The following is a 20,008-nucleotide window of genomic DNA, read 5'->3' as shown; positions in this document are numbered from 1 at the left end:
AAGAATCCCCGCCGCGTGGCAGATAACGAAGCAATGGCAAAACTGCGCATGCTCCGTACGTCCCCGCAAAAGCTGAACCTTGTTGCTGGTATGATCCGCGGCAAGAAAGTGGACAAAGCGCTGACTGACCTCGCGTTCTCCAAGAAGCGTATTGCTGTAGATGTTCGCAAGTGCCTTCAGTCGGCAATTGCTAACGCTGAAAACAACCACAACCTGGATGTGGACGAGCTGATCGTTGCAGAGGCTTACGTTGGTAAGAACCTGACAATGAAACGCGGTCGCCCTCGTGCACGTGGTCGTTTCGGCAAGATCATCAAGCCTTTCGCTGAGATCACCATCAAGGTCCGTCAGATCGAGGAGCAAAGCTAATGGGTAATAAAACCAATCCAATCGGCATGCGCCTTCAGGTGAACCGTACGTGGGACAGCCGCTGGTATGCAGATAGCAAAGATTACGGTGATCTTCTTCTGGAAGACCTCGCAATCCGCGATTTCGTCAACAAAGAGTGCAAGCAAGCGGGTGTTGCCCGTGTGATCATCGAGCGTCCACACAAGAAGTGCCGCGTGACGATCCACACTGCACGTCCTGGTGTGATCATCGGCAAGAAAGGCGCGGACATCGAGACGCTCCGCAAGAAGCTTGCAAATATCACAGAGAGCGAATTGCACCTGAACATCGTTGAAGTGCGCAAGCCAGAGCTGGACGCCCAGCTTGTTGGCGAGAGCATTTCTCAGCAGCTTGAGCGCCGTGTTTCTTTCCGTCGCGCAATGAAGCGTGCGGTTCAGAACGCAATGCGTATGGGTGCTCTTGGTATTCGTGTGAACGTTGCTGGCCGTCTTGGCGGTGCAGAGATCGCGCGTACCGAGTGGTATCGTGAAGGCCGCGTGCCTTTGCACACACTGCGTGCCGACATCGATTACGCTCACGTTGAAGCCGAAACTGCATACGGCATCATCGGGATCAAGACCTGGATCTTCAAAGGCGAGATCATGGAACACGATCCTCAAGCACGTGACCGTAAAGCTCAGGAACTCCAGGATGGCCCTGCACCTCGTGGTGCTGGCGGTCGTCGCTAAGGGAGATAGAAGATGCTTCAACCAAAGCGTACCAAATTCCGCAAACAGCACAAAGGCCGTATCAACGGTCTTGCTAAGGGCGGATCTGATCTGAACTTCGGAACGTATGGTCTAAAGGCCACAACGCCCGAGCGTGTAACAGCGCGCCAGATCGAAGCCGCGCGTCGTGCCATGACGCGTCACATGAAACGTCAAGGCCGTGTTTGGATCCGTATTTTCCCAGACGTTCCTGTGACCTCCAAGCCTACCGAAGTTCGTATGGGTAAGGGTAAAGGTTCCGTGGATTATTGGGCGGCGAAGGTCAAACCTGGTCGTATCATGTTCGAAATCGACGGTGTCAGCGATGAAATCGCACGTGAGGCACTGCGCCTTGCCGCGATGAAGTTGGCCGTGAAAACGCGCATTGTCGTTCGCGAAGATTGGTAAAACGGCAACCCGATAGGGTTGGCGTTAGAAATTGGGAAACCCCTGCTGAGAGATCGGCGGGGGTTTTTCTTTGGGGGAACGTGCGCACTATTTTCCACTTTCGCGTTTCCAATGCGTCGGAACGATTTAGCGGGCAGGACTGTCCACGGCGCGCGCTGTCGCTACAGGTGTTTTCAAAGGCGAACTAGCATTCGTGAAGGTGCATGCCAGAGTAAGAGGTGCGCTCGAAGCAAGGCGGCCACCATGTTTTAGGCAGGAAGCTTTTCATCGCTTTGAGTAGCTGATGCTTGACCGGCAGCACTTCGCCCCAAGTCGATTCCTAACCGCTTCATGTCGTCAAACTGCCAGACGCGCTTCCTTTCCAGATCATGATGAAAGGATCATAGGAGGCAATAGAATGATGTCAGCTGAAAGATTAATTGATCTCGCGCGCTATCCAATCAATATTGCAGGGCCTGCACGAGACACTGTTCTAGCCCGTGTTCGCGATGATCTCGCACGTGATGGATGCGCGGTTTTGAAAGGGTTTCTTACCAGCGACGGGATAAAAGCCCTTACCAAAGAAGCCGACAGCGTTAGCGATCATGGCCATAAGTCTTTTAGTCGAACAAACGCTTACTTTACCAAGGATGATCCAACTCTGGCGAGTGATGATCCGCGTCGCCAGTTCTTCGAGCGCTCAAACGCCTTTATACCCGCTGACAAATTTGTCAAAGATGGCCCGCTGCGCTCGGTCCATGATTTTGAAGGGTTCGACCGTTTCATCCAAGACTGTTTGCAGGAAGAAAAATTCCACCGTTACGCTGATCCGCTCGCCGATGTGATTGTAAACATGGCGGACGAGGGTAACGGGTTTCCGTAGCACTTTGATACCAATAATTTCACGGTAACGCTTGCGATCCAAAACGCGGAAGAGGGCGGGGCCTTCGAATATGCACCGATGATACGGCAGAGCGATGAAAACTTCCCTGAAGTAGCGAAAGTGTTAGAGGGAACATCGGATAAGGTGACTGTGCTCAATCTCGAACCAGGTGATTTGCAATTGTTCTGTGGCCGTTATTCGCTTCACCGTGTTGCGCCGCTTAAAGGAAACCGTCCGCGTTATGTGGCAATATTTTCGTATGTTGAAGAGCCTGAAATGGTGGGCAGCGTTGAAAGAACGAAACAGCTCTATGGGCGCACGCTGCCGATCCATCATGAACGGGAAGGCCTACGGGCTGATAGCTACATTGATTAAAGGAGCTTAAACGCGATCACCCAAACGTTTCTGGACGCATCCCAATCGCGGCCCTAGTCTCGGCAGTAGTGCGATAGTGCCGAGCCAGGGGAGATCTAGATGACAAGTTTGACAAATGCGTATCTCCTTCCGGTAAGCATAGCGATCATGGCCACGGGTCAACCTGTCATTGCCGATGCGTGCAAAGATAAAATCGCCGCGATGTTTGAAGGTGGGCCGCTTGATGCCTATCAACGCCCTGCGCATCGCCATGAAAAGCAAGTTTTTGATAGCGAAGGGAAGATCACCCTCACGTTTCTGTCGATCGTTGAAAACCCTCTGCGAACCATTTCGGGCATCAAAGGCGGAGATATGACGTTAACTATCGACGATGAGACATGGATTGGTCCTGATGAAGATGGACCTTGGACTGCCAGTGAGAACAATAATCCCAAGGATAGAAAGCCCTGGCACCTGAGAATGCAGGCAGAGCAAGCGCGAAATCTGTCGAAGACCGAGTGCGAAGAAAAGGTTGAGTTTGAGGGGCAAACTTTCACAGTCGTTCGATATACAACGAAGACAGATCCCAATCCTGACTTTAACAATGCGTTCTTCGGCTCATCAGATACAGCCTATATTGACCCAGACACGCAGCAGATTAAGCGATTGGAGCAAACAGGTTTCTTTTCTTCTTGGTTGCCTGAACCCGGGAAAGACACACATGTCACTTGGTTTACATATGATCCAAGTATTCAGATCAACACACCCATGTGACTCGCACTTTCGGCGCGTCGCATATATCTCTTGGGAAACCGACTCGTAATTTTTGTATCAAGAAAGCACTGCCATGCTAACGCGACGCCACTTTACCCTTACCGCCGCTGCGCTGTTCTCTCAGCCTATCGCAAATATTGCGCATGCTGGCCCAACATCCAATCGTTCCAAGTGGGACGCATGGGATGCGCAGATCACACCTGTTGATTTTGACCCCGCAACGTCAAACCCTTGGGGACTTCACCGCCGCTTTTTGCCTCAACGGGTTCAAGCCAATGATGGGCTGAAGGTTGGAGATATCCACGTAGATGCGGTTGCACGTTACCTCTATCATATTGAAGAGGGAGGCACTGCTATGCGCTACGGCGTGGCGATCGCGCGCGGCAACTTGTACGAGCCGGGTGTTTATACAATCAAACGCAAGAGCAAATGGCCAACGTGGACACCAACGCCTGCGATGATCAAACGTGATCCACACCTCTACGAACAGCACGCCGATGGCATGAATGCGGGGCCAAGCAACCCACTCGGGTCACGCGCGCTTTATCTTTATCGCGGCAATCGGGATTCCTATTTGCGCATTCATGGATCGCCAAGCCCACGTTCCATTGGTGGGCGCGCCAGCTCTGGCTGCGTGCGTATGGTCATGGCGCATATCAATGGGCTTTATGGCAATGTTGCCAAAGGCTCGACCGCGCATTTGCACGCGGCCGAAGATAATATCACAGCGTCTAGCTAAGAATTTAGGACGGCGCTCTGGTGCAGATGGGCCGTCCATTGCTTGCCCGTAGGGGCAGCATCGTGGTTTCGACCGGACCGATGTGACGATACGTGTAGCAGCCATCAATCGGATCGATCTTTAGCGCGCTCAGGTCTTGCCCTGCTGCTGCGATTGACGTCACGCCTTCAGGCACTTCGGCAATGAACTGGCTGGGTCCGGTGTTGGCCGCGCTATTGACGGTTTGGCATGCCGCAAGCGCGGGCAAAGCGCAGATAAGTAAGATGTGCTTGGTTTTCATTGGGCTATCCCCCCCGATTAGTTGAGGCGGAAGATGCGTGAGTTTCTCGTCAGTGACCAGCGCTTTCGACGTTTTGGCGTCAAAGCCGCAGGCGTGTGTGTGGCAGACAACACCTTCTACTCTTGGTGTCGTTAGGGATGTAAATTGAGAGGGGTTTAGCCGCGCAAGCAAAGGGCTATGAGGCTGCGCGATGCGACTGGCGTCCTGCGTGGGGAGATTGTATCAGGGCGCATGGCCAATATAGAATCCCTCTTCGTGACCCGCCTTTATCGCGCTGCTCTGTCCGAGCATGGCGCAATTTCTTCTGATGAGCTTGAAGCCTCTTGCTTTGCAATTGCGACGGATGATGAAGCAGGGCAGCAATGGTGCGAGGACAATGATTTCCCCGGTTATACATCCTATGCTTCCCTAACCGATCTCGCTTGGCGGTTTCCGATTTTTGCGGATTTGGTCAAGACGCTTGATGCCCATGTCGCGGCCTTTGTGGAAGATGCGCAATTTGATCTGGATGGACGCAAGCTCAAACTGGAAGACATCTGGATCAACATCCTGCCAGAGGGCGGCATTCACACCTCTCACATTCATCCCCATTCGGTGATCAGCGGCACGACTTATGTGGCGATGCCAGAAGGCGCGAGCGCGATCAAGTTTGAAGACCCGCGCAGCCAGATGATGATGGCGTCGCCCGTGCGCAAAAAAGACGCGCGGCGAGAGTTGAGAACCTTTATTTATGAAGAGCCAAAAGTCGGCGACGTGCTGCTTTGGGAAAGCTGGCTGCGCCACGAAGTGCCGATGAATATGGCAGAGGACGAACGCGTTTCGGTCAGTTTCAACTACGCTTGGGAATAGACGTCAAAAGTCGTTCAGATACATCCCGATGGCTTCGGCCAGTTCGGTTTCTTCATAGCCGAAATGGGACATCACAGCACTGCGCAGTTTGAAAAAGACGGCGAACGCCGCCTCAAAATTCGCAGCGCTTGGATCGGCTGACAACCTATCGCCTGCGCGGCCCAAACGTTTGAGCAATTCATGAATGACCAAATGCTCGGCGCGCAATTTGTCGACGATCTTGGTGAGCGCGTGATTGCCTTGTGCTGCGAGGGCGGGGAACATCGACTGTTCCTCGATGTCATGGTGCATCGTCAAAACGCGGCATTGGTGACCGCAAATTGAACCTGCGGCTGCAAAATTCTTTGCCATATCTGTGTGCAACACAACCTCGCGCAGCGATTCCGGGGCGTCGTCGCTTGCTTGAATGCGTTCAAGCACCCCAGCGATCTGGCGCATTTCTGACAGGTAATGACGATGGATCGCCGCGAGTCGACGGCCTTTGCGCCGATGCATGTCCGTCGCGCCCTGAAGCGGGGGCATTTTCGGGCGCGCGGTCTCGTTCAGATCCAGATCGGCGAGGGGCGTGTGGGTCAGTGTATTCATAAGGGCGATGTAATAGATTGCGTAAAAATGAAAAGGGCGGTGCGTGAGATCACGCACCCTACGGTGACGCGAAAAGACTTGAATGTTTCGCGCCGCTGCCCAACTCTGAGATATGTGAGCATGTCAATGTGAGGGCCGTACAATGCTAAGAGTGGTATCTGCCTCCTGCGCGAAGTTCAAAGATCGTGGTCCTGATCAACCTGCTTGGAAAAAGATCGCCAAAGCAGAACCTGACTTGCTTATTCTGCTTGGTGACAATGTGTATGCGCCCAGTAAGAAGTGGAGTACAAAGAAGCTGCGCAAAAAGTATGAAGAGCAGTTTGGCATGGTCCCTGATTTCACTGACCTGCTTGAGCAAACACAAGTGCTCGCGACGTGGGATGATCATGATTTCGGGATCAATAACGCGAAAGGCGAGACCAAGGACGGGCGTCGATATCGCGACGGCGCGCGAGATTTGTTTTTGCACTACCTTACGCCGCGCGTGAATGATCCGCATCTCTTGTCTCGTGTTGAGAGCGAAATTTACTGCACCTACGAGCAAGATGGCGTTTTGTTCATCGTGTTGGATGCGCGCTACTATCGTGCGCCTTCTACGATCCTTGATCCCGACCCGAGCACGCCAATCTCCCGCCGTGGCGGCGAGCCAGAAGATTTCCTTGGCGAGACCCAAGCAAACTGGCTATGGGAGCAACTTGCGAGGGCACAATATGGCGGCTATCGCGCGACAGTGATTTGCTGCGGTACGACGATAGGTGAGGGGATTACCGACAAAAAACTTCAGCCGGGAAAAGCAGGCGAGCGTGTGCGCCACTATGGCGGCTTCCTTGAGGACCTACGCGATCGGTTTTCGGTTTGCCCGACGCCGATTTTCCTATCCGGCGACATTCATACCAACCGTTTTGTGCAACACCAAGGTTTCGCCGAGGTGATTTCCTCTGGCGTGGCGCGCATGGGGGAAAAGAAACCCAAGGACAATTGGGCCCAACTTGATTTTGGTGAAACCGAAGTGCGTGTGACGCTGAACTGGCGCGATAAGCAGCGCCATTACAGAATCGCTTATTCCTAGGGCCCCTAGGTTATCTTTGCATCCAATCTTACGCAGCAGCCTCTACAAACGCGATATCATCAACTGTAAACGGCTCGGCGCTGTAAACGGTGATAGTGCTGGTGACTTCCATCAAAGTGTCCGAACCAGCGAAGGTCAGCGTAATTTCCGTATACGGGCCAAGATCATTGGTTTCGTCAGCGTCCATGCGGGTCAGCGTTGTATCTGCAATCTCACGATCTTCCGCGCCATCAGGGCGGGTGATCTCGATCTGAAGGATATCCTCAGCCGGATCGAAGTCCAAGATGCTTATGTTAGAGTTCGACTCGACTGTCGTTGGACCATCTTCGGCGATTGTCTGATCGCTAAGGGTCAGTTCTAGATCAAAGGTATCCGCGCCTGCGCCGCCTGTCGCCTCAACGCTTTCCGCCTCTGACGTGTCGGCACCAATCGCGGCTGCGATCTCGATCAGGTCATCGCCTTCACCGCCAGAGACCAATGACACAAGATCGGGTGTATCGCTCAGGGTCAGGCTAAGCGTATCATTGCCCGCTTCGCCCTGTAGATCAACGCCGCCGCTGGCTGATATGACATCATCCCCCGCACCGCCAAGGATCGTCGCGCCTGAGGCAAGGCCAATAATCGTGTCATCACCATCTGCGGCGTTCACGGTCAGATCATCCAAAGACAGTTCGGCGAAATCGTTACCGCCAAGCAGATCAATCTGGGTTGTTATGTCGAGAACGGTCGGGTCATCCTCAGCGGCTGCGGCAAGCGTATCATCGCCTTCGCCGCCTGTGATGGTCTCCTCATTATTATAGACAAGGGTCAGACCCGCTGGCGCGGTTTCTTCTTCTTCGGGATCGGGGTCATCTACATCTGTATCTGTATCGCGCTCGTCTGCGTCGCCAGCAGTCTCTTCAAGGTCGATAGGAACGATGGGATCAGGGTCCATCGCTGCGTCATCAGCGTCTTCAACAGTGTCCTCGTCAGGTTCAACGCTGCTGTCTATGCTCATGACTGTTCCCAGCATCAACGCCGCCATAAATGCAACTACCCACATACCTATTCACCTTTCAAAAAGAACTTCGCTAAAAGATGGGGAGTGGGAGCGAAGGCGTCAATTAACAAAGTGTTAACGCCATGATAAATACCTTGATTACAATTCAAGGTAGAGAAGTGCGCCGTATTTTGAACGGCCTTCTGCGACAATCCCAGGATTTTGGCAGCATTGTTGCGCGATCTTCGGTTTCCCTTTGCGATAATCCTGTCGAAATTCTGGGAGGGTGCGTGATAACACACACCCTACACGCAAAGGGGTTGCGCTATGATCGGGATGGGTCTAAACGCGCACTTCTAGTGACCTCCACGGGATTCGTCTGTCACGCTTTGCGGCAGCCTCGTGATGTTGAAAAAGGAATAGGCTATGAACGCCAACGAACTGCGGGACAAAACTCCCGATCAGCTCCGTGAAGAGCTGGCAAATCTCAAGAAAGAAGCCTTCAACTTGCGCTTTCAACAAGCAACAGGCGCGCTGGAATCCACAGCACGTATGCGCGGTGTTAAGCGCGACGTAGCGCGTGTCAACACAGTGCTGAACGAAAAAGCAGCCGCAGCTGCGGCAGAATAAGGAAGTCTCGATATGCCTAAGCGTATTCTAAGCGGCGTCGTAACTTCTGACGCCAACGCACAAACAGTAACCGTAAACGTAGAGCGTCGCTTTACACACCCGGTTCTGAAGAAAACCATTCGTAAGTCCAAAAAGTATCGGGCACACGATGAAAAGAATGCCTTCAAAGTAGGTGACAAAGTTCGCATCGTCGAATGTGCGCCGAAATCGAAGACAAAGCGCTGGGAAGTGTTGGAAGCTTAAATCAAGCTTCCGGCGCTTCTTAGGAAGTGAAACCCTGGGGAGACTGGCACGCATCGCCGCCCCATAGGTCCGGAGAAACCAAATGATCCAGATGCAGACAAATCTGGATGTAGCTGACAACAGCGGCGCTCGCCGTGTTCAGTGCATCAAGGTTCTGGGTGGTTCTAAACGTCGTTATGCCTCCGTTGGAGACATTATCGTCGTATCCGTTAAGGAAGCCATCCCGCGCGGTCGCGTAAAGAAAGGTGACGTGCGTAAAGCCGTCGTCGTACGCACTGCCAAAGAAGTATTCCGTGAAGATGGTACTGTGATCCGTTTCGATCGCAATGCCGCGGTAATCCTGAACAACAACAATGAGCCAGTAGGTACACGTATCTTTGGACCAGTTGTTCGCGAATTGCGCGCAAAGAACTTCATGAAAATCATCTCGCTCGCGCCGGAGGTGCTGTGATATGGCTGCTAAGTTGAAAAAGGGCGACAAGGTCGTCGTGCTTGCTGGCAAAGACAAAGGTAAAGAGGGCACAATCAGCTCTGTTGACCCGAAGGCTGGCAAAGCAATCGTAGATGGCATCAACATTGCTATCCGCGCAACGCGCCAGAGCCAGACATCTCAAGGTGGACGCATCCCGAAAGCGATGCCAATCCAGCTGAGCAATCTTGCTCTTCTCGATGCAAACGGCAAAGCGACACGCGTTGGCTTCCGCATGGAAGGTGACAAGAAAGTGCGCTTCGCAAAAACAACGGGAGACGTGATCGATGCTTGATACAGCAAATTACACACCCCGCCTGAAGGTTGAGTACACGGACAAGATCCGCGCAGCCATGAAGGAAGAGTTCGGTTACAAGAACGACATGCAGATCCCACGTTTGGACAAAATTGTTCTGAACATCGGTTGTGGCGCAGAAGCCGTTCGTGACAGCAAGAAAGCTAAATCCGCTCAAGCAGACCTGAGCGCGATTGCTGGCCAAAAAGCTGTTGTAACCACAGCGAAGAAGTCCATCGCGGGTTTCCGCGTGCGTGAAGACATGCCATTGGGCACGAAAGTGACCCTGCGCGGCGATCGCATGTATGAATTCCTCGACCGTCTGATCACCATTGCGATGCCACGTATTCGTGACTTCCGCGGTGTATCCGGGAAAAGCTTTGACGGCCGTGGCAACTACGCCATGGGCATGAAAGAGCACATCGTATTCCCTGAGATCGAGTATGACAAAGTGGACGAAGTTTGGGGGATGGACATCATCATCACCACAACTTCTGCAACCGACGCTGAAGCTAAGGCCCTGTTGAAGCACTTCAACATGCCGTTCAACAGCTAAGCGCGGGAGAGAGAGTTATGGCTAAAAAAGCAATGATCGAACGCGAAAAGAAGCGTGCCGCACTTGTAGCAAAATATGCTGCAAAACGCGCTGCGCTGAAAGAGATCGCGAATGACGAAAGCAAGTCAATGGAAGAGCGCTTCACAGCGCGCCTGAAGCTTGCAAAACTACCGCGCAACAGCTCGGCCACACGCTTGCACAACCGTTGCCAGCTGACAGGTCGTCCGCACGCGTATTATCGTAAACTCAAGGTTTCTCGTATTGCTCTGCGCGACCTGGCCTCACACGGTCAGTTGCCAGGCTTCGTGAAGTCGAGCTGGTAAGGAGATAAGATATGACTGATCCTATCGCCGACATGCTCACACGGATCCGCAACGCACAAATGCGTGGCAAGTCCACTGTGATGACACCTGCGTCCAAGCTGCGTGCTTGGGTTCTGGATGTTCTCGCGGACGAAGGCTACATCCGTGGTTACGAAGCAACGACAGGTTCCGACGGCCACCCGGCTATCGAAATCAGCCTGAAATACTACGATGGCATCCCTGTCATTCGCGAACTGAAGCGGGTTTCAAAGCCTGGTCGTCGCGTTTACATGGGCGCTAATGACATCCCAACAGTCCGTCAGGGCCTTGGTGTGTCGATTGTCTCCACCTCTAAAGGTGTGATGTCGGATGCATCTGCACGCTCTGCCAATGTTGGCGGCGAAGTGCTTTGCACAGTCTTCTAAGGAAAGCGTATGTCTCGAATTGGTAAAAAACCAGTCGATCTGCCATCAGGTGTTACTGCATCTGTTTCCGGTCAGACTGTTGAAGTGAAAGGCCCAAAGGGTGCCCGTAACTTCACCGCGACAGACGATGTAACAATCGCTGTTGAGGACAACAAAGTCACCGTCACGCCACGTGGCAAATCCAAGCGCGCGCGTCAGCAGTGGGGCATGTCCCGCACTCGCATCGCAAACCTTGTGACTGGTGTAACAACCGGTGCCAAGAAAGAGCTTGAGATCCACGGTGTTGGTTATCGTGCGGCATTGGCTGGTAAAGTTGTGAAACTGAACCTCGGCCTGTCCCACGATGTTGATTTCGAAATTCCTGAAGGTGTCACAATCACTGTGCCAAAGCCGACAGAAATCGTAATCGAAGGCAACGACGAACAGCAAGTTGGTCAAGTGGCCGCTGACATTCGTGCATGGCGCAAGCCTGAGCCTTACAAAGGCAAAGGCATCCGCTACAAAGGCGAGTTTATCTTCCGTAAGGAAGGCAAGAAGAAGTAAGGACCAGTCAAATGGCAAATAGCAAAAGAACTCTGTTTCTGAAGCGCCGTCTGCGCGTCCGGAACAAGCTACGTAAGGTTAACGCGGGACGCATGCGTCTTTCCGTTCACCGCAGCAACAAAAACATCAGCGTACAGCTGATCGACGATGTAAATGGCACGACACTTGCGTCCGCTTCTTCTTTGGAGAAGTCGCTGGGTGTTGTTGGCAAAAACAACGTTGAAGCGGCAACGAAAGTTGGCGCGGCGATTGCTGAACGTGCGAAAAAAGCTGGTGTGGAAGAAGCATACTTCGACCGCGGCGGTTTCCTCTTTCACGGTAAGGTCAAGGCAGTTGCCGACGCCGCTCGTGAGGGTGGCTTGAAGATCTAAACGACTTGAGAAGAGCTCGCCACGGCGGGCTCTTCCGATGATCCGGGGGCATGATGCCCACTAGGATTGACTGAATTTAGGCGCTTCGCGCGTCCCTCATAAAAGGACTGCTTCACATGGCAGAACGTGACAACCGCCGTGGCAATCGCCGCGATGAGACTCCAGAATTCGCGGACCGCTTGGTTGCGATTAACCGCGTATCCAAGACCGTTAAGGGTGGTAAGCGCTTTGGCTTCGCTGCACTTGTCGTTGTTGGCGATCAAAAGGGCCGTGTAGGCTTCGGCAAAGGTAAAGCGAAAGAAGTACCTGAGGCGATCCGCAAAGCCACAGAGCAAGCAAAGCGTCAAATGATCCGCGTTGCATTGCGTGAAGGCCGCACGTTGCACCACGATGTCGAGGGCCGTCACGGCGCAGGCAAAGTTGTAATGCGCACAGCGCCACAAGGTACTGGTATCATTGCCGGTGGTCCAATGCGTGCCGTATTCGAAATGCTTGGCGTACAGGACGTTGTTGCGAAGTCTATCGGTTCGCAAAACCCGTACAACATGATCCGTGCGACCATGGATGGTCTGAAGAAAGAAAGCAGCCCACGCTCTGTTGCTCAGCGCCGTGGCAAGAAAGTTGCTGACATTCTCAACAAAGGCGAGGCCGCACCAGCAGCCGAAGCCGCAGACGCGTAAGGAAACGGAACAATGGCTAAAACAATCGTTGTAAAGCAGACCGGTTCTCCGATCCGCCGCCCAGAAAAGCAACGTCAGACGCTGATCGGCTTGGGTTTGAACAAGATGCACAAAACTCGTGAGCTTGAAGACACGCCAGCAGTACGCGGCATGGTCAACAAGGTGTCTCACATGGTTGAGATCATCGAAGAAAAAGGCTGAAGCTAGTGTAAGGTGCGTGGTAACCACGCACCTTACCTTTCAGCGACAAACGCCCTTGGAGAAATCCAAGGGCGTTTTGCGTTTCATTGGATTGTTCGCTGCGCGATGGGGTAGGTGGGATTGTTGCATGGGCCATGCAACAGTTGCATTTCAGATAGTCGAAAATGTAGGTGGTTGTGACGTGCGTAGCTCTTGTAAACGGCGGTCAACTTAACTCCAAATTGGTGATCTGATATGACTTATATTGCTTCTGCGTTGTCGCGCCTTGCGCAAACCCTGCGCGCTTCTTGGAACTCTGGCCCTTGCCCAAGCTGGACAGAATATATGCGCGATACTTCCGGCAAAGTGTAAACATCACGGTAGGGTGCGTGATATCACGCACCTTATTCGCAATATGCTGGGGGGCCTCGATTCGCCTGTGCCAGCAATACGTGGGCAGGCCTTTTTTGATTTCTGGTAAATGATCAATTTGCCTAAGACCATAAACCAAGCGCCAAACTGGATGGTGTTTACTGATTTACCATCCTTGAGCTCAATACCGCTTTTAACGTAAAGCATGTCAACCGCTTGGAAACGCATCGCGCGATGAAATTGAGATGACGCAAAAAGAAGGCCCTTTGCAGGCAGATTTCGTAAATGGCGCTGTTGGGCATCGCTTGCGGTTTGGTGGCGGTCGAGGCCAAGATCTGCCCAAAGCTATGGGATTGCGCTCTGGAAAAACGCCGAAAATCATTGATGCAACCGCTGGGCTTGGGCGGGACGCGTTTCTTTTGGCCTCGCTTGGCGCAGAGGTCACGTTGATTGAACGCTCGCCTGAAATGCACGCCCTGCTCCAAGCTGGTATGGAACGCGCGCGTCTTGAAGGGAATGGGTACACTGAGATCATCGCCCGTATGACATTGCTCCACGGAGACTCTAAGGAGTTATTGCCAAACCTTGAAGCGGACGCGATTTTGATCGATCCGATGCACCCTCCGCGTAAAAACTCTGCGCTTGTGAAACGTGAATTACGTCAGGTTCGCGAGATTGTCGGAACGGATGAGGATGCAGCGGAGCTACTAAGCGTTGCGCTTGCAAGTGCGCGCAAACGGGTAGTTCTTAAATGGCCGGCAAAAGCTGCTCCGATTGAAGGTATCCGAGCATGTTCACATCAAATTTTGGGAAAATCTACGCGGTATGATGTGTTTATGGTCGGTTGATCCTTCCCGTAAGCAGTTACAGCCAGCTTGCATAGCCCTTTATCCAGTCTTGCCGCAGTGCATCGCCTTTGCCCACAAACCTCGTTTCTAGAGCTACATAAGCGCTCACGCGATCCGGTCTGAAATGTCGCAAACTTTGCCTCAATTCGCACCAAGCTGCGATCACGATGGCTTCGCTATGATAGGCAATTGCAATTGGCCAAATGGTGCGCTGCGTTTGCTGCCCTTTTTGATTTTGATATGTGATCAAGAGCTTTCGTTCTTCGCGAATGGCCAAGCGGACCTCGGTTAGATCAATTACATCGGGAGCGTCGACGCCCCAAGTGGACGCAAACACCGTTTCGCTGAGGCGGGTTTGATCTGTCAACTTTTGCACCGCAGAGCGAGCTGCGCGGATCAAGCCTTGATCGCCTGTGCGCGCTATGAGCGCGAGGCCAACGGTGATTGCTTCGGCTTCCTCGACGCTAAAGTTAATTGGTGGCAGATCATACCCATCCCGCATGACATAGCCCACGCCCGCGGCCCCTTCGATGGGGACGCGCATCGCTTGCAGTGCGGCAATGTCGCGGTAGACAGTGCGTTTGTTCACTTCCAACTCAAAGCCAATTTGATCGGCAGTTAACGCGCCCTTGGCATTTCGCAAGATTTGGATGATCTCGAACATTCGCGTAGAACGGCTCATGGTTGTCTCTTTTATGATGCGATTACGCTTAGGCGGTTGACTGCTGACACTATGGTGTCAGTAAGCTCATGCTAGGTCAGAGCGAAGATGAATTTCAAGAAAGCATCAAGTGGTTCCGAATTTTGAAGAAAACCGAGGCATTGTGTATCTATGCCTTTCTGCGCTTGCGTTTAGCTCGGCTGGCATTTTCACCAAGTCCGTGGATGTCGGCGCATGGGATGTTCTTTTTTGGCGTGGTCTCAGCGGCGCGGCGTTTACGTTAATTTTCTTGATGCTTAGGTCAGGCGTTAAGGATGAACTGAACCGCTTTAATGCGCCAGCAGTGTTGGCATCGCTCATGATGGCCTCTGGTACGGCTGCGTTCATTCCCGCGTTCAAACTGACCAGCGTGGCAAATGTTGCGTTGATCTGGGCAACGGCACCCTTTGTCACCGCGTCTTTGGCGTGGATCGTGATAAAAGAAATCCCCTCACGGCGCGTGATCTTGTGTAGCTGCCTTGCCTTATTTGGCGTTATCATCACGCTCGCTGGTGCGACGGGCAAGGGGGATTGGGTTGGCAACCTGCTTGCGATGTGGATGACACTGATGATGAGTGCAACCATGGTTCTATACAGAGCGCGCCCCGAGACCCCGACAAAGCTTCCTGCCGCATCATCATCTTTGCTTTTGTTGCCTTTTGCGTTGTGGCTTTCGCAGCCTTCATTGGTGGGACCGAATGAAATTTGGCTTCTCGTTGCCTTCGGGCTTGTTTTTGCAATTGCCTCTGTTCTTCTGAGCGAAGGCGCGCGGCTTGTACCTTCGGCCAAAGCTGCCTTGATCAGCGCGCTTGAAACGCCGCTTGCTCCGATCTGGGCAATCCTGCTGCTCGGTGAGTGGCCAAGCATTCATGCGTTGCTTGGCGGAGTGATCATCATGTTTGCCGTTATCGCAGCACAAAACGCGCGCCAATCTTGATCGAGCTTCATCAGGCATGGGAAGAAAACGCATCGCGAGATGCCACGGCCCACCTTGCAAAGGATGGGCCGCAACAGGGGGCCTTTAGGCAACCCCAAAGACAAAATCGGTTTCAGAGAAATCGCCCGCTTGACGGTTTTCAACCAAGATTGTCGTGCTGTCATAGTCAATCTGCACGTCTGAACCCACTTGGCTGATTGTTACATCGCTGAATTGCGCACCCGGATCCGTGATTTGGATCAGGTCAAGACCGTCTTCAAATCCAGTGATCGTGTCGCTGCCATCTGCGCCTGCGAAAACAAACGTATCTGTGCCATTCCCGCCAAATAGCTGATCATTGCCTTTACCGCCGTTTAACACGTCAGCGCCTTTTTCACCCTTCAAGGTGTCATCACCTTTGCCACCAAACAGGAAGTCAAAGCCTCTGCCACCTTTAAGGATGTCGTGGCCTTTACCCCCTTGAAGAACGTCGTCGCCCTTGTCTCCGTCGAGGTTGTCATCGCCCTTGCCGCCGTTAAGCGTGTCCATGCCTTTGCCACCTGAAAGCGTATCCGCTCCGTCATTGCCGTTCAGTGTGTCGTTGCCACCCTTGCCAGACAAATCATCATCAAAAGCGCTGCCATTCATGGTTTCGGCAGCTGCGGTGCCTACCTCGGTGAGACCCATGTCGCCGCCTTCGATGGCGAACTGGTGGAGCGAACTTGTCCCTTCATCCGCGTATAGCCAAACCTCGCCATCGGGCGAAACATAGAGTTCCTCGGGCGAAGGGGCGGTTGCGAGGGTAAAGGAATCTTGCTCGACACCGTTTTCGTCATAAACACGTACTTCGGTGCGCGCGACCGTTGGGAGACTATAAGTCGTGTTAAAGGCAAGAGCGAAGCCGCCATCTTGCAGCGCAAAGATTTCCGGGCGCACAGTATTTCCGTCCGAGCAATTGGTGCTTGCCAAATACTCAGCCACGTCTGTCGTCCCATCGGGGTTGATGATTTTTAGGTACACCGCCTGATGATCCAAATATACGCCGCCCGCAAAAGGAAAATCTGAATATGCAATCGCTATGCGGCCATCACCGAGTTCGGTCGCTGTGACCGAGTTAAAGCCAAGCCCCAGAGATGTTTGCATCACATGGTAGTTTTCAGAAAGCTGGAAAGTTGGATCCGCGATCAAATGCGGCGAACTCGGATCAATCTCTAGAAACTGGCCAAGCGTCACGCCTTCGTGGGGAAATACGCCTGGAACCGGATTCTGGGTAGAAACGACCTTTAATATTTTACCGCCGACTTCAACAAGCGCACTCGCTTGTCCATTGTGATCGCCCCCATAGCCAAGGATGACCCCATCTTGATCGTAGACAAAGGTTACGCCATACCGCGCACCATAGGCGATCGAGCCATCGTCAAGTGTAAGAAATGCGTTTGCGTTATCCCAAAGATTGGCTGGAATTTCTTGCACGAAGTTCCCACTCGCATCGTTCAATGTAATCGGTGCTAGCGTTTCGACCCCGATTTGAGCGCCCGTATTAATGTTATAGTCGATATAGCGCATGTCAGTTGCGCCGTTTTCGACAGCAACAAAGACCCGCAGGTTTCCATTGCTCAAAACGGTTGCGCCGCCAAAGGCTTCGTTTTCGCCCACGGCAGTGGTGCGCATGTCTTGCAACGCAAAGTGATCGGTTCCATCGGCATCAGCGACTTTGAATTCGATCTCACCAAAGCCATAGCCAGCGGAGTGATAGCTAAGGGTAAAAATATCGCCATTGTTTAGCGTAAAGCTACGAGTTGCCATTTTCTGTCCTCAATAAGTTGTGTCTAATCGTTGGGTCTTAGATGAAAATTTGGATCACTATTTTGATCGAAACGTCGGTAAATTCAGATCATCATTTAGCAATTTGACCAGTTGGACAAGTTTTTTTCGTACTGAGTAGGCAAACGATATCTTGGGACAAGAAGGAGATAGCCCAGCAACCTCTCATTTGACAAAAGTGCTTGGGGCGAGGCGTGTGTTCTTATGTTCAACACGTCATGCGCACGCGCGCAGCGCTGTTCGCGCGACCCGATTGAAAAAAATTGAGTGCGAGAAGACGCGTCGGCCTGTGTTATTTCCAGGTGATCGGATTGACGTAAACGATGCTCTCGCCTGCGCTGACCATCACCTCGCCTTCTTGGATGTTGATCTGCATCTGCATCGAACGAGCGGCAAGATCGGCGAGAGCGCGGGTTTCGCTTTCGACCAAATTCACGACCTTGAGATTATCAAATCGCGTGGTGGCGTTTTTGATCTTATCCCACCACATTTCGGCCGTGCTGCCATATGCGTAAACGATGACGTCTTTGGACTTGCCGCAAGACTGGCGCACGATCTTTTCACTAGGCAGCCCCAAAGCGATCCAAAGTTCTAACTCCCCGCTCAGGCTTTTCTGCCAGATGTCAGGTTCATCGTCCGTGGACAGACCCTTAGTCATTTCCAAGTGTTCATGGGCGTTCAGCGCATAAGCCAGCAAGCGCACCATAAGGCGTTCGTCGGTTTCTGACGGGTGCTTGGCAATAGTGAGCTTGTGAGTCTCGTAGTAATGACGATCCATGTCGGAGACAGAAAGCTCGACTTTATAGATAGTAGATTTCTGCGCCATGAGATGCCTCGCCTTGTAAAGTTGCAGATGCGTAGTGTGTTTGACCTCGAAGGGGAAGGGGCGATGCCAGAGTTTCACGCGCCATATAGCGATGCGAAAATCTAATTCGTGACGCCGCGCCTTGTTCATTCAGCTGTATTAGATTTGAACTTGGGGGTTTTCTATCGCGGATCTTTCTTCCAAGGTGCCCCTGCAGGGGGAGTAGCTGTACACGTTCTTATGTCAAACAAGCCCAACCATGTTCGAGGCGAAGCGCGATGTGTTCGGAAGCTAAAACAGTAAATACTTTGCGTTGTGACGACTTCAAAATGTGTTGAGCCTTCAATTTTTTTGCCACAAGGAATGCCTCCGATGAACCCATTTACCTTTAACACCTCAGCAAGCATTCGTTTTGGGGCGGGCCTTTTGGCTCAGCTCGGCGAGATCGTAAAAGAGGAAATCGGTTCGCGCGTTTTGCTTGTCACCGATCCCGGTATGATGGCGACCGGAATCGTGGATCAGGCTTTAGCCTCACTCGAAGGCGCGGGTGTGTCTGTCACACTCTATAAGGACGTTGCAGCGGATCCACCGGAAAGCATTGTGACCGCTTGCGCAGATGCCGCTATCGAGAGCCGCGCACAGGGCGTTGTCGGGCTCGGCGGCGGCTCGTCGCTTGATGTTGCCAAGCTTGCGGCGCTTTTGGCCACGCAAAACCAATCGCTCGCAGATGCCTATGGGGTCGGTAACGCGAAAGCCCCACGCTTGCCCTTGATCTTGGTGCCTACGACTGCGGGAACGGGGTCCGAAGTGACACCAATTTCTATTGTCACAACTGGCGCCAGCGAGAAAATGGGTGTCGTTTCACCTGTCTTATTACCTGATATAGCGCTTCTTGATCCAGAGCTTACCCTTGGACTGCCGCCCCACATCACCGCAGCAACGGGGATCGACGCTATGGTCCACGCAATCGAAGCCTATGCCTCGGCAAGCGCCAACAACAATCCAATCTCGCGCAATCTGGCAACCGAAGCGTTGCGGTTGATGGGGGCGTCACTTGAAACGGCAGTGAAAAACGGGCGGGACTTACCTGCGCGCTCTGACATGTTGCTCGGCTCCATGTTGGCGGGGCAAGCCTTTGCAAATTCGCCCGTCGCGGCTGTGCATGCCTTGGCTTACCCAATTGGTGGCCACTTCCATGTGCCTCACGGTCTTTCGAACGCATTGGTTTTGCCGTATGTGCTCCGGTTCAACGCAGAGGTCGCGCCAACGCCTTATGCTGAAATCGCCCCATTTGCCTTTCCTCAGCTCGCAAAGATCGAGAATGAGAAGGAGCGCGCAGAGGCATTCTGTGAAGAAATGGCGGCGCTGTCCAAACGATGCGGTTTACAGCAAAGCTTGCGAGAAATGGATATCCCGCGTGAGTTTCTGCCTAAGCTGGCAAAGGATGCCATGAACCAAACCCGCTTGCTTGTGAACAACCCACGTGAGCTAACCGAAAGTGATGTGCTGAACATTTACGAGGCGGCTTGGTGAGGCTTTTTGAAAGAAAACGGTGTAGCTTTGCGCGGCGGCGGAAAAGGCGCGCTCAGTTGCTAAGCGGATTGGTCTTAGATATTGGCGCTCGTGCTGACAGATAGCTGCATCGCTTGCCTTGAGTGAAGCGCGGCTGAAGTTCACTTCGCTCGAATCGCGGACATTCGATAAATGAGCGGGTCATGTGAGCAACCCTCTTGCCACACACACCGCCCCAGACTATACGCGCCCAGTGGCAATCCGAGCCACTTACGAATCAATCATACGCCGTGTTCGGCCACTCCCGTCGCTGGGGGTCGCATCCGGCAAAGGAGAAGCGACAT

General features: G+C 52.9%; 28 protein-coding genes and 1 pseudogene. 23 read left to right on the top strand and 6 right to left on the bottom strand.

Features of this window, described 5'->3' with window-relative positions:
* The 7 genes and pseudogenes from rplV to ACRBCU_RS14715 all read left to right on the top strand — a co-directional run.
* On the top strand, window positions 1-369 hold a 369-nt coding region (gene rplV / locus ACRBCU_RS14745; protein WP_431366149.1), incomplete at its 5' end, for a 50S ribosomal protein L22.
* Window positions 369-1,076 (top strand): 30S ribosomal protein S3, encoded by a 708-nt coding sequence (rpsC, locus tag ACRBCU_RS14740; RefSeq protein ID WP_431366148.1) that lies wholly within the window; start codon window positions 369-371, stop codon window positions 1,074-1,076. The genes rplV and rpsC, both read left to right, overlap by 1 nt.
* Window positions 1,077-1,088: 12 nt before the next feature.
* Window positions 1,089-1,502, top strand: coding sequence for a 50S ribosomal protein L16 (rplP, locus tag ACRBCU_RS14735; RefSeq protein ID WP_431366147.1), 414 nt, complete (start codon window positions 1,089-1,091; stop codon window positions 1,500-1,502).
* A 397-nt stretch (window positions 1,503-1,899) separates the two neighbouring features.
* On the top strand, window positions 1,900-2,364 hold the full coding sequence (locus tag ACRBCU_RS14730) for a hypothetical protein (RefSeq protein WP_431366146.1): 465 nt from the start codon (window positions 1,900-1,902) through the stop codon (window positions 2,362-2,364).
* Between the two features lie 12 nt (window positions 2,365-2,376).
* Window positions 2,377-2,739: pseudogene (locus tag ACRBCU_RS14725) on the top strand (HalD/BesD family halogenase); the annotation flags it as partial.
* A 99-nt stretch (window positions 2,740-2,838) separates the two neighbouring features.
* Window positions 2,839-3,492 (top strand): hypothetical protein, encoded by a 654-nt coding sequence (locus ACRBCU_RS14720; RefSeq protein WP_431366145.1) that lies wholly within the window; start codon window positions 2,839-2,841, stop codon window positions 3,490-3,492.
* Window positions 3,493-3,565: 73 nt separating this feature from the next.
* Window positions 3,566-4,231 carry a L,D-transpeptidase gene (locus tag ACRBCU_RS14715; RefSeq protein ID WP_431366144.1) on the top strand — a complete coding sequence of 222 codons (666 nt, stop codon included), beginning with the start codon at window positions 3,566-3,568 and terminating at the stop codon, window positions 4,229-4,231.
* A 4-nt stretch (window positions 4,232-4,235) separates the two neighbouring features.
* On the opposite strand, the gene ACRBCU_RS14710 is transcribed toward ACRBCU_RS14715, so the two are convergent.
* Window positions 4,236-4,511 (bottom strand): hypothetical protein, encoded by a 276-nt coding sequence (locus ACRBCU_RS14710; protein WP_431366143.1) that lies wholly within the window; start codon window positions 4,509-4,511, stop codon window positions 4,236-4,238.
* Between the two features lie 231 nt (window positions 4,512-4,742).
* On the opposite strand from ACRBCU_RS14710, the gene ACRBCU_RS14705 reads away from it, so the two are divergent.
* On the top strand, window positions 4,743-5,360 hold the full coding sequence (locus ACRBCU_RS14705; RefSeq protein WP_431366162.1) for a 2OG-Fe(II) oxygenase family protein: 618 nt from the start codon (window positions 4,743-4,745) through the stop codon (window positions 5,358-5,360).
* 3 nt (window positions 5,361-5,363) lie between these two features.
* On the opposite strand, the gene ACRBCU_RS14700 is transcribed toward ACRBCU_RS14705, so the two are convergent.
* Complete coding sequence (locus tag ACRBCU_RS14700) at window positions 5,364-5,945, bottom strand: hemerythrin domain-containing protein (RefSeq protein WP_431366142.1); 582 nt, start codon at window positions 5,943-5,945, stop codon at window positions 5,364-5,366.
* A 142-nt stretch (window positions 5,946-6,087) separates the two neighbouring features.
* Here ACRBCU_RS14700 and ACRBCU_RS14695 point away from each other — a divergent pair, with 142 nt between their 5' ends.
* A complete protein-coding gene (locus ACRBCU_RS14695) occupies window positions 6,088-7,014 on the top strand; it encodes an alkaline phosphatase D family protein (protein ID WP_431366141.1) in 927 nt (308 codons plus the stop codon).
* A gap of 28 nt (window positions 7,015-7,042) precedes the next feature.
* Here the strand turns inward: ACRBCU_RS14695 and ACRBCU_RS14690 are convergent, their stop codons facing one another.
* Window positions 7,043-8,056, bottom strand: coding sequence for a hypothetical protein (locus tag ACRBCU_RS14690; RefSeq protein ID WP_431366140.1), 1,014 nt, complete (start codon window positions 8,054-8,056; stop codon window positions 7,043-7,045).
* Window positions 8,057-8,419: 363 nt separating this feature from the next.
* Here ACRBCU_RS14690 and rpmC point away from each other — a divergent pair, with 363 nt between their 5' ends.
* The 12 genes from rpmC (at window position 8,420) to ACRBCU_RS14630 (ending at window position 13,907) form a co-directional block, all read left to right on the top strand.
* On the top strand, window positions 8,420-8,623 hold the full coding sequence (rpmC, locus tag ACRBCU_RS14685; protein ID WP_348495073.1) for a 50S ribosomal protein L29: 204 nt from the start codon (window positions 8,420-8,422) through the stop codon (window positions 8,621-8,623).
* Between the two features lie 12 nt (window positions 8,624-8,635).
* Entirely contained in the window at window positions 8,636-8,866 is a 231-nt protein-coding gene (gene rpsQ / locus ACRBCU_RS14680; RefSeq protein ID WP_431366139.1) for a 30S ribosomal protein S17, read from the top strand.
* 82 nt (window positions 8,867-8,948) lie between these two features.
* Complete coding sequence (gene rplN, locus ACRBCU_RS14675; protein WP_072630310.1) at window positions 8,949-9,317, top strand: 50S ribosomal protein L14; 369 nt, start codon at window positions 8,949-8,951, stop codon at window positions 9,315-9,317.
* Between the two features lies 1 nt (window position 9,318).
* A complete protein-coding gene (gene rplX / locus ACRBCU_RS14670) occupies window positions 9,319-9,630 on the top strand; it encodes a 50S ribosomal protein L24 (protein WP_431366138.1) in 312 nt (103 codons plus the stop codon).
* Window positions 9,623-10,186 carry a 50S ribosomal protein L5 gene (rplE, locus tag ACRBCU_RS14665; protein WP_431366137.1) on the top strand — a complete coding sequence of 188 codons (564 nt, stop codon included), beginning with the start codon at window positions 9,623-9,625 and terminating at the stop codon, window positions 10,184-10,186. Before rplX ends, rplE begins: the two co-directional genes overlap by 8 nt.
* A gap of 17 nt (window positions 10,187-10,203) precedes the next feature.
* A complete protein-coding gene (gene rpsN / locus ACRBCU_RS14660) occupies window positions 10,204-10,509 on the top strand; it encodes a 30S ribosomal protein S14 (RefSeq protein ID WP_431366136.1) in 306 nt (101 codons plus the stop codon).
* An 11-nt stretch (window positions 10,510-10,520) separates the two neighbouring features.
* The gene (gene rpsH, locus ACRBCU_RS14655; RefSeq protein ID WP_431366135.1) at window positions 10,521-10,913 is read left to right on the top strand and encodes a 30S ribosomal protein S8; all 393 of its coding nucleotides are present in this window, start codon (window positions 10,521-10,523) and stop codon (window positions 10,911-10,913) included.
* 9 nt (window positions 10,914-10,922) lie between these two features.
* Window positions 10,923-11,456 carry a 50S ribosomal protein L6 gene (gene rplF / locus ACRBCU_RS14650; RefSeq protein WP_431366134.1) on the top strand — a complete coding sequence of 178 codons (534 nt, stop codon included), beginning with the start codon at window positions 10,923-10,925 and terminating at the stop codon, window positions 11,454-11,456.
* An 11-nt stretch (window positions 11,457-11,467) separates the two neighbouring features.
* Entirely contained in the window at window positions 11,468-11,827 is a 360-nt protein-coding gene (gene rplR / locus ACRBCU_RS14645) for a 50S ribosomal protein L18 (protein ID WP_431366133.1), read from the top strand.
* 116 nt (window positions 11,828-11,943) lie between these two features.
* Window positions 11,944-12,507, top strand: a complete 564-nt coding sequence (gene rpsE, locus ACRBCU_RS14640; protein WP_431366132.1) for a 30S ribosomal protein S5 — start codon at window positions 11,944-11,946, stop codon at window positions 12,505-12,507.
* A 12-nt stretch (window positions 12,508-12,519) separates the two neighbouring features.
* The gene (gene rpmD, locus ACRBCU_RS14635; protein ID WP_431366131.1) at window positions 12,520-12,708 is read left to right on the top strand and encodes a 50S ribosomal protein L30; all 189 of its coding nucleotides are present in this window, start codon (window positions 12,520-12,522) and stop codon (window positions 12,706-12,708) included.
* 596 nt (window positions 12,709-13,304) lie between these two features.
* The gene (locus tag ACRBCU_RS14630) at window positions 13,305-13,907 is read left to right on the top strand and encodes a class I SAM-dependent methyltransferase (protein ID WP_431366130.1); all 603 of its coding nucleotides are present in this window, start codon (window positions 13,305-13,307) and stop codon (window positions 13,905-13,907) included.
* 16 nt (window positions 13,908-13,923) lie between these two features.
* Here the strand turns inward: ACRBCU_RS14630 and ACRBCU_RS14625 are convergent, their stop codons facing one another.
* The gene (locus ACRBCU_RS14625) at window positions 13,924-14,589 is read right to left on the bottom strand and encodes a helix-turn-helix transcriptional regulator (RefSeq protein WP_431366129.1); all 666 of its coding nucleotides are present in this window, start codon (window positions 14,587-14,589) and stop codon (window positions 13,924-13,926) included.
* Between the two features lie 109 nt (window positions 14,590-14,698).
* Here ACRBCU_RS14625 and ACRBCU_RS14620 point away from each other — a divergent pair, with 109 nt between their 5' ends.
* On the top strand, window positions 14,699-15,544 hold the full coding sequence (locus ACRBCU_RS14620) for a DMT family transporter (protein ID WP_431366128.1): 846 nt from the start codon (window positions 14,699-14,701) through the stop codon (window positions 15,542-15,544).
* Between the two features lie 84 nt (window positions 15,545-15,628).
* Here ACRBCU_RS14620 and ACRBCU_RS14615 read toward each other — a convergent pair whose 3' ends face one another.
* Complete coding sequence (locus tag ACRBCU_RS14615) at window positions 15,629-17,329, bottom strand: calcium-binding protein (protein WP_431366127.1); 1,701 nt, start codon at window positions 17,327-17,329, stop codon at window positions 15,629-15,631.
* A gap of 310 nt (window positions 17,330-17,639) precedes the next feature.
* Entirely contained in the window at window positions 17,640-18,173 is a 534-nt protein-coding gene (locus tag ACRBCU_RS14610; RefSeq protein ID WP_431366126.1) for a YaeQ family protein, read from the bottom strand.
* Between the two features lie 351 nt (window positions 18,174-18,524).
* Here ACRBCU_RS14610 and ACRBCU_RS14605 point away from each other — a divergent pair, with 351 nt between their 5' ends.
* Window positions 18,525-19,685, top strand: a complete 1,161-nt coding sequence (locus ACRBCU_RS14605) for an iron-containing alcohol dehydrogenase (protein WP_431366125.1) — start codon at window positions 18,525-18,527, stop codon at window positions 19,683-19,685.
* The last annotated feature ends 323 nt before the right edge of the window (window positions 19,686-20,008 follow it).

The sequence above is a fragment of the Planktotalea sp. genome (genome assembly GCF_050633725.1).
Classification (GTDB): Bacteria; Pseudomonadota; Alphaproteobacteria; order Rhodobacterales; family Rhodobacteraceae; genus Planktotalea.
This window is presented reverse-complemented; position numbering and strand designations above follow the sequence as displayed.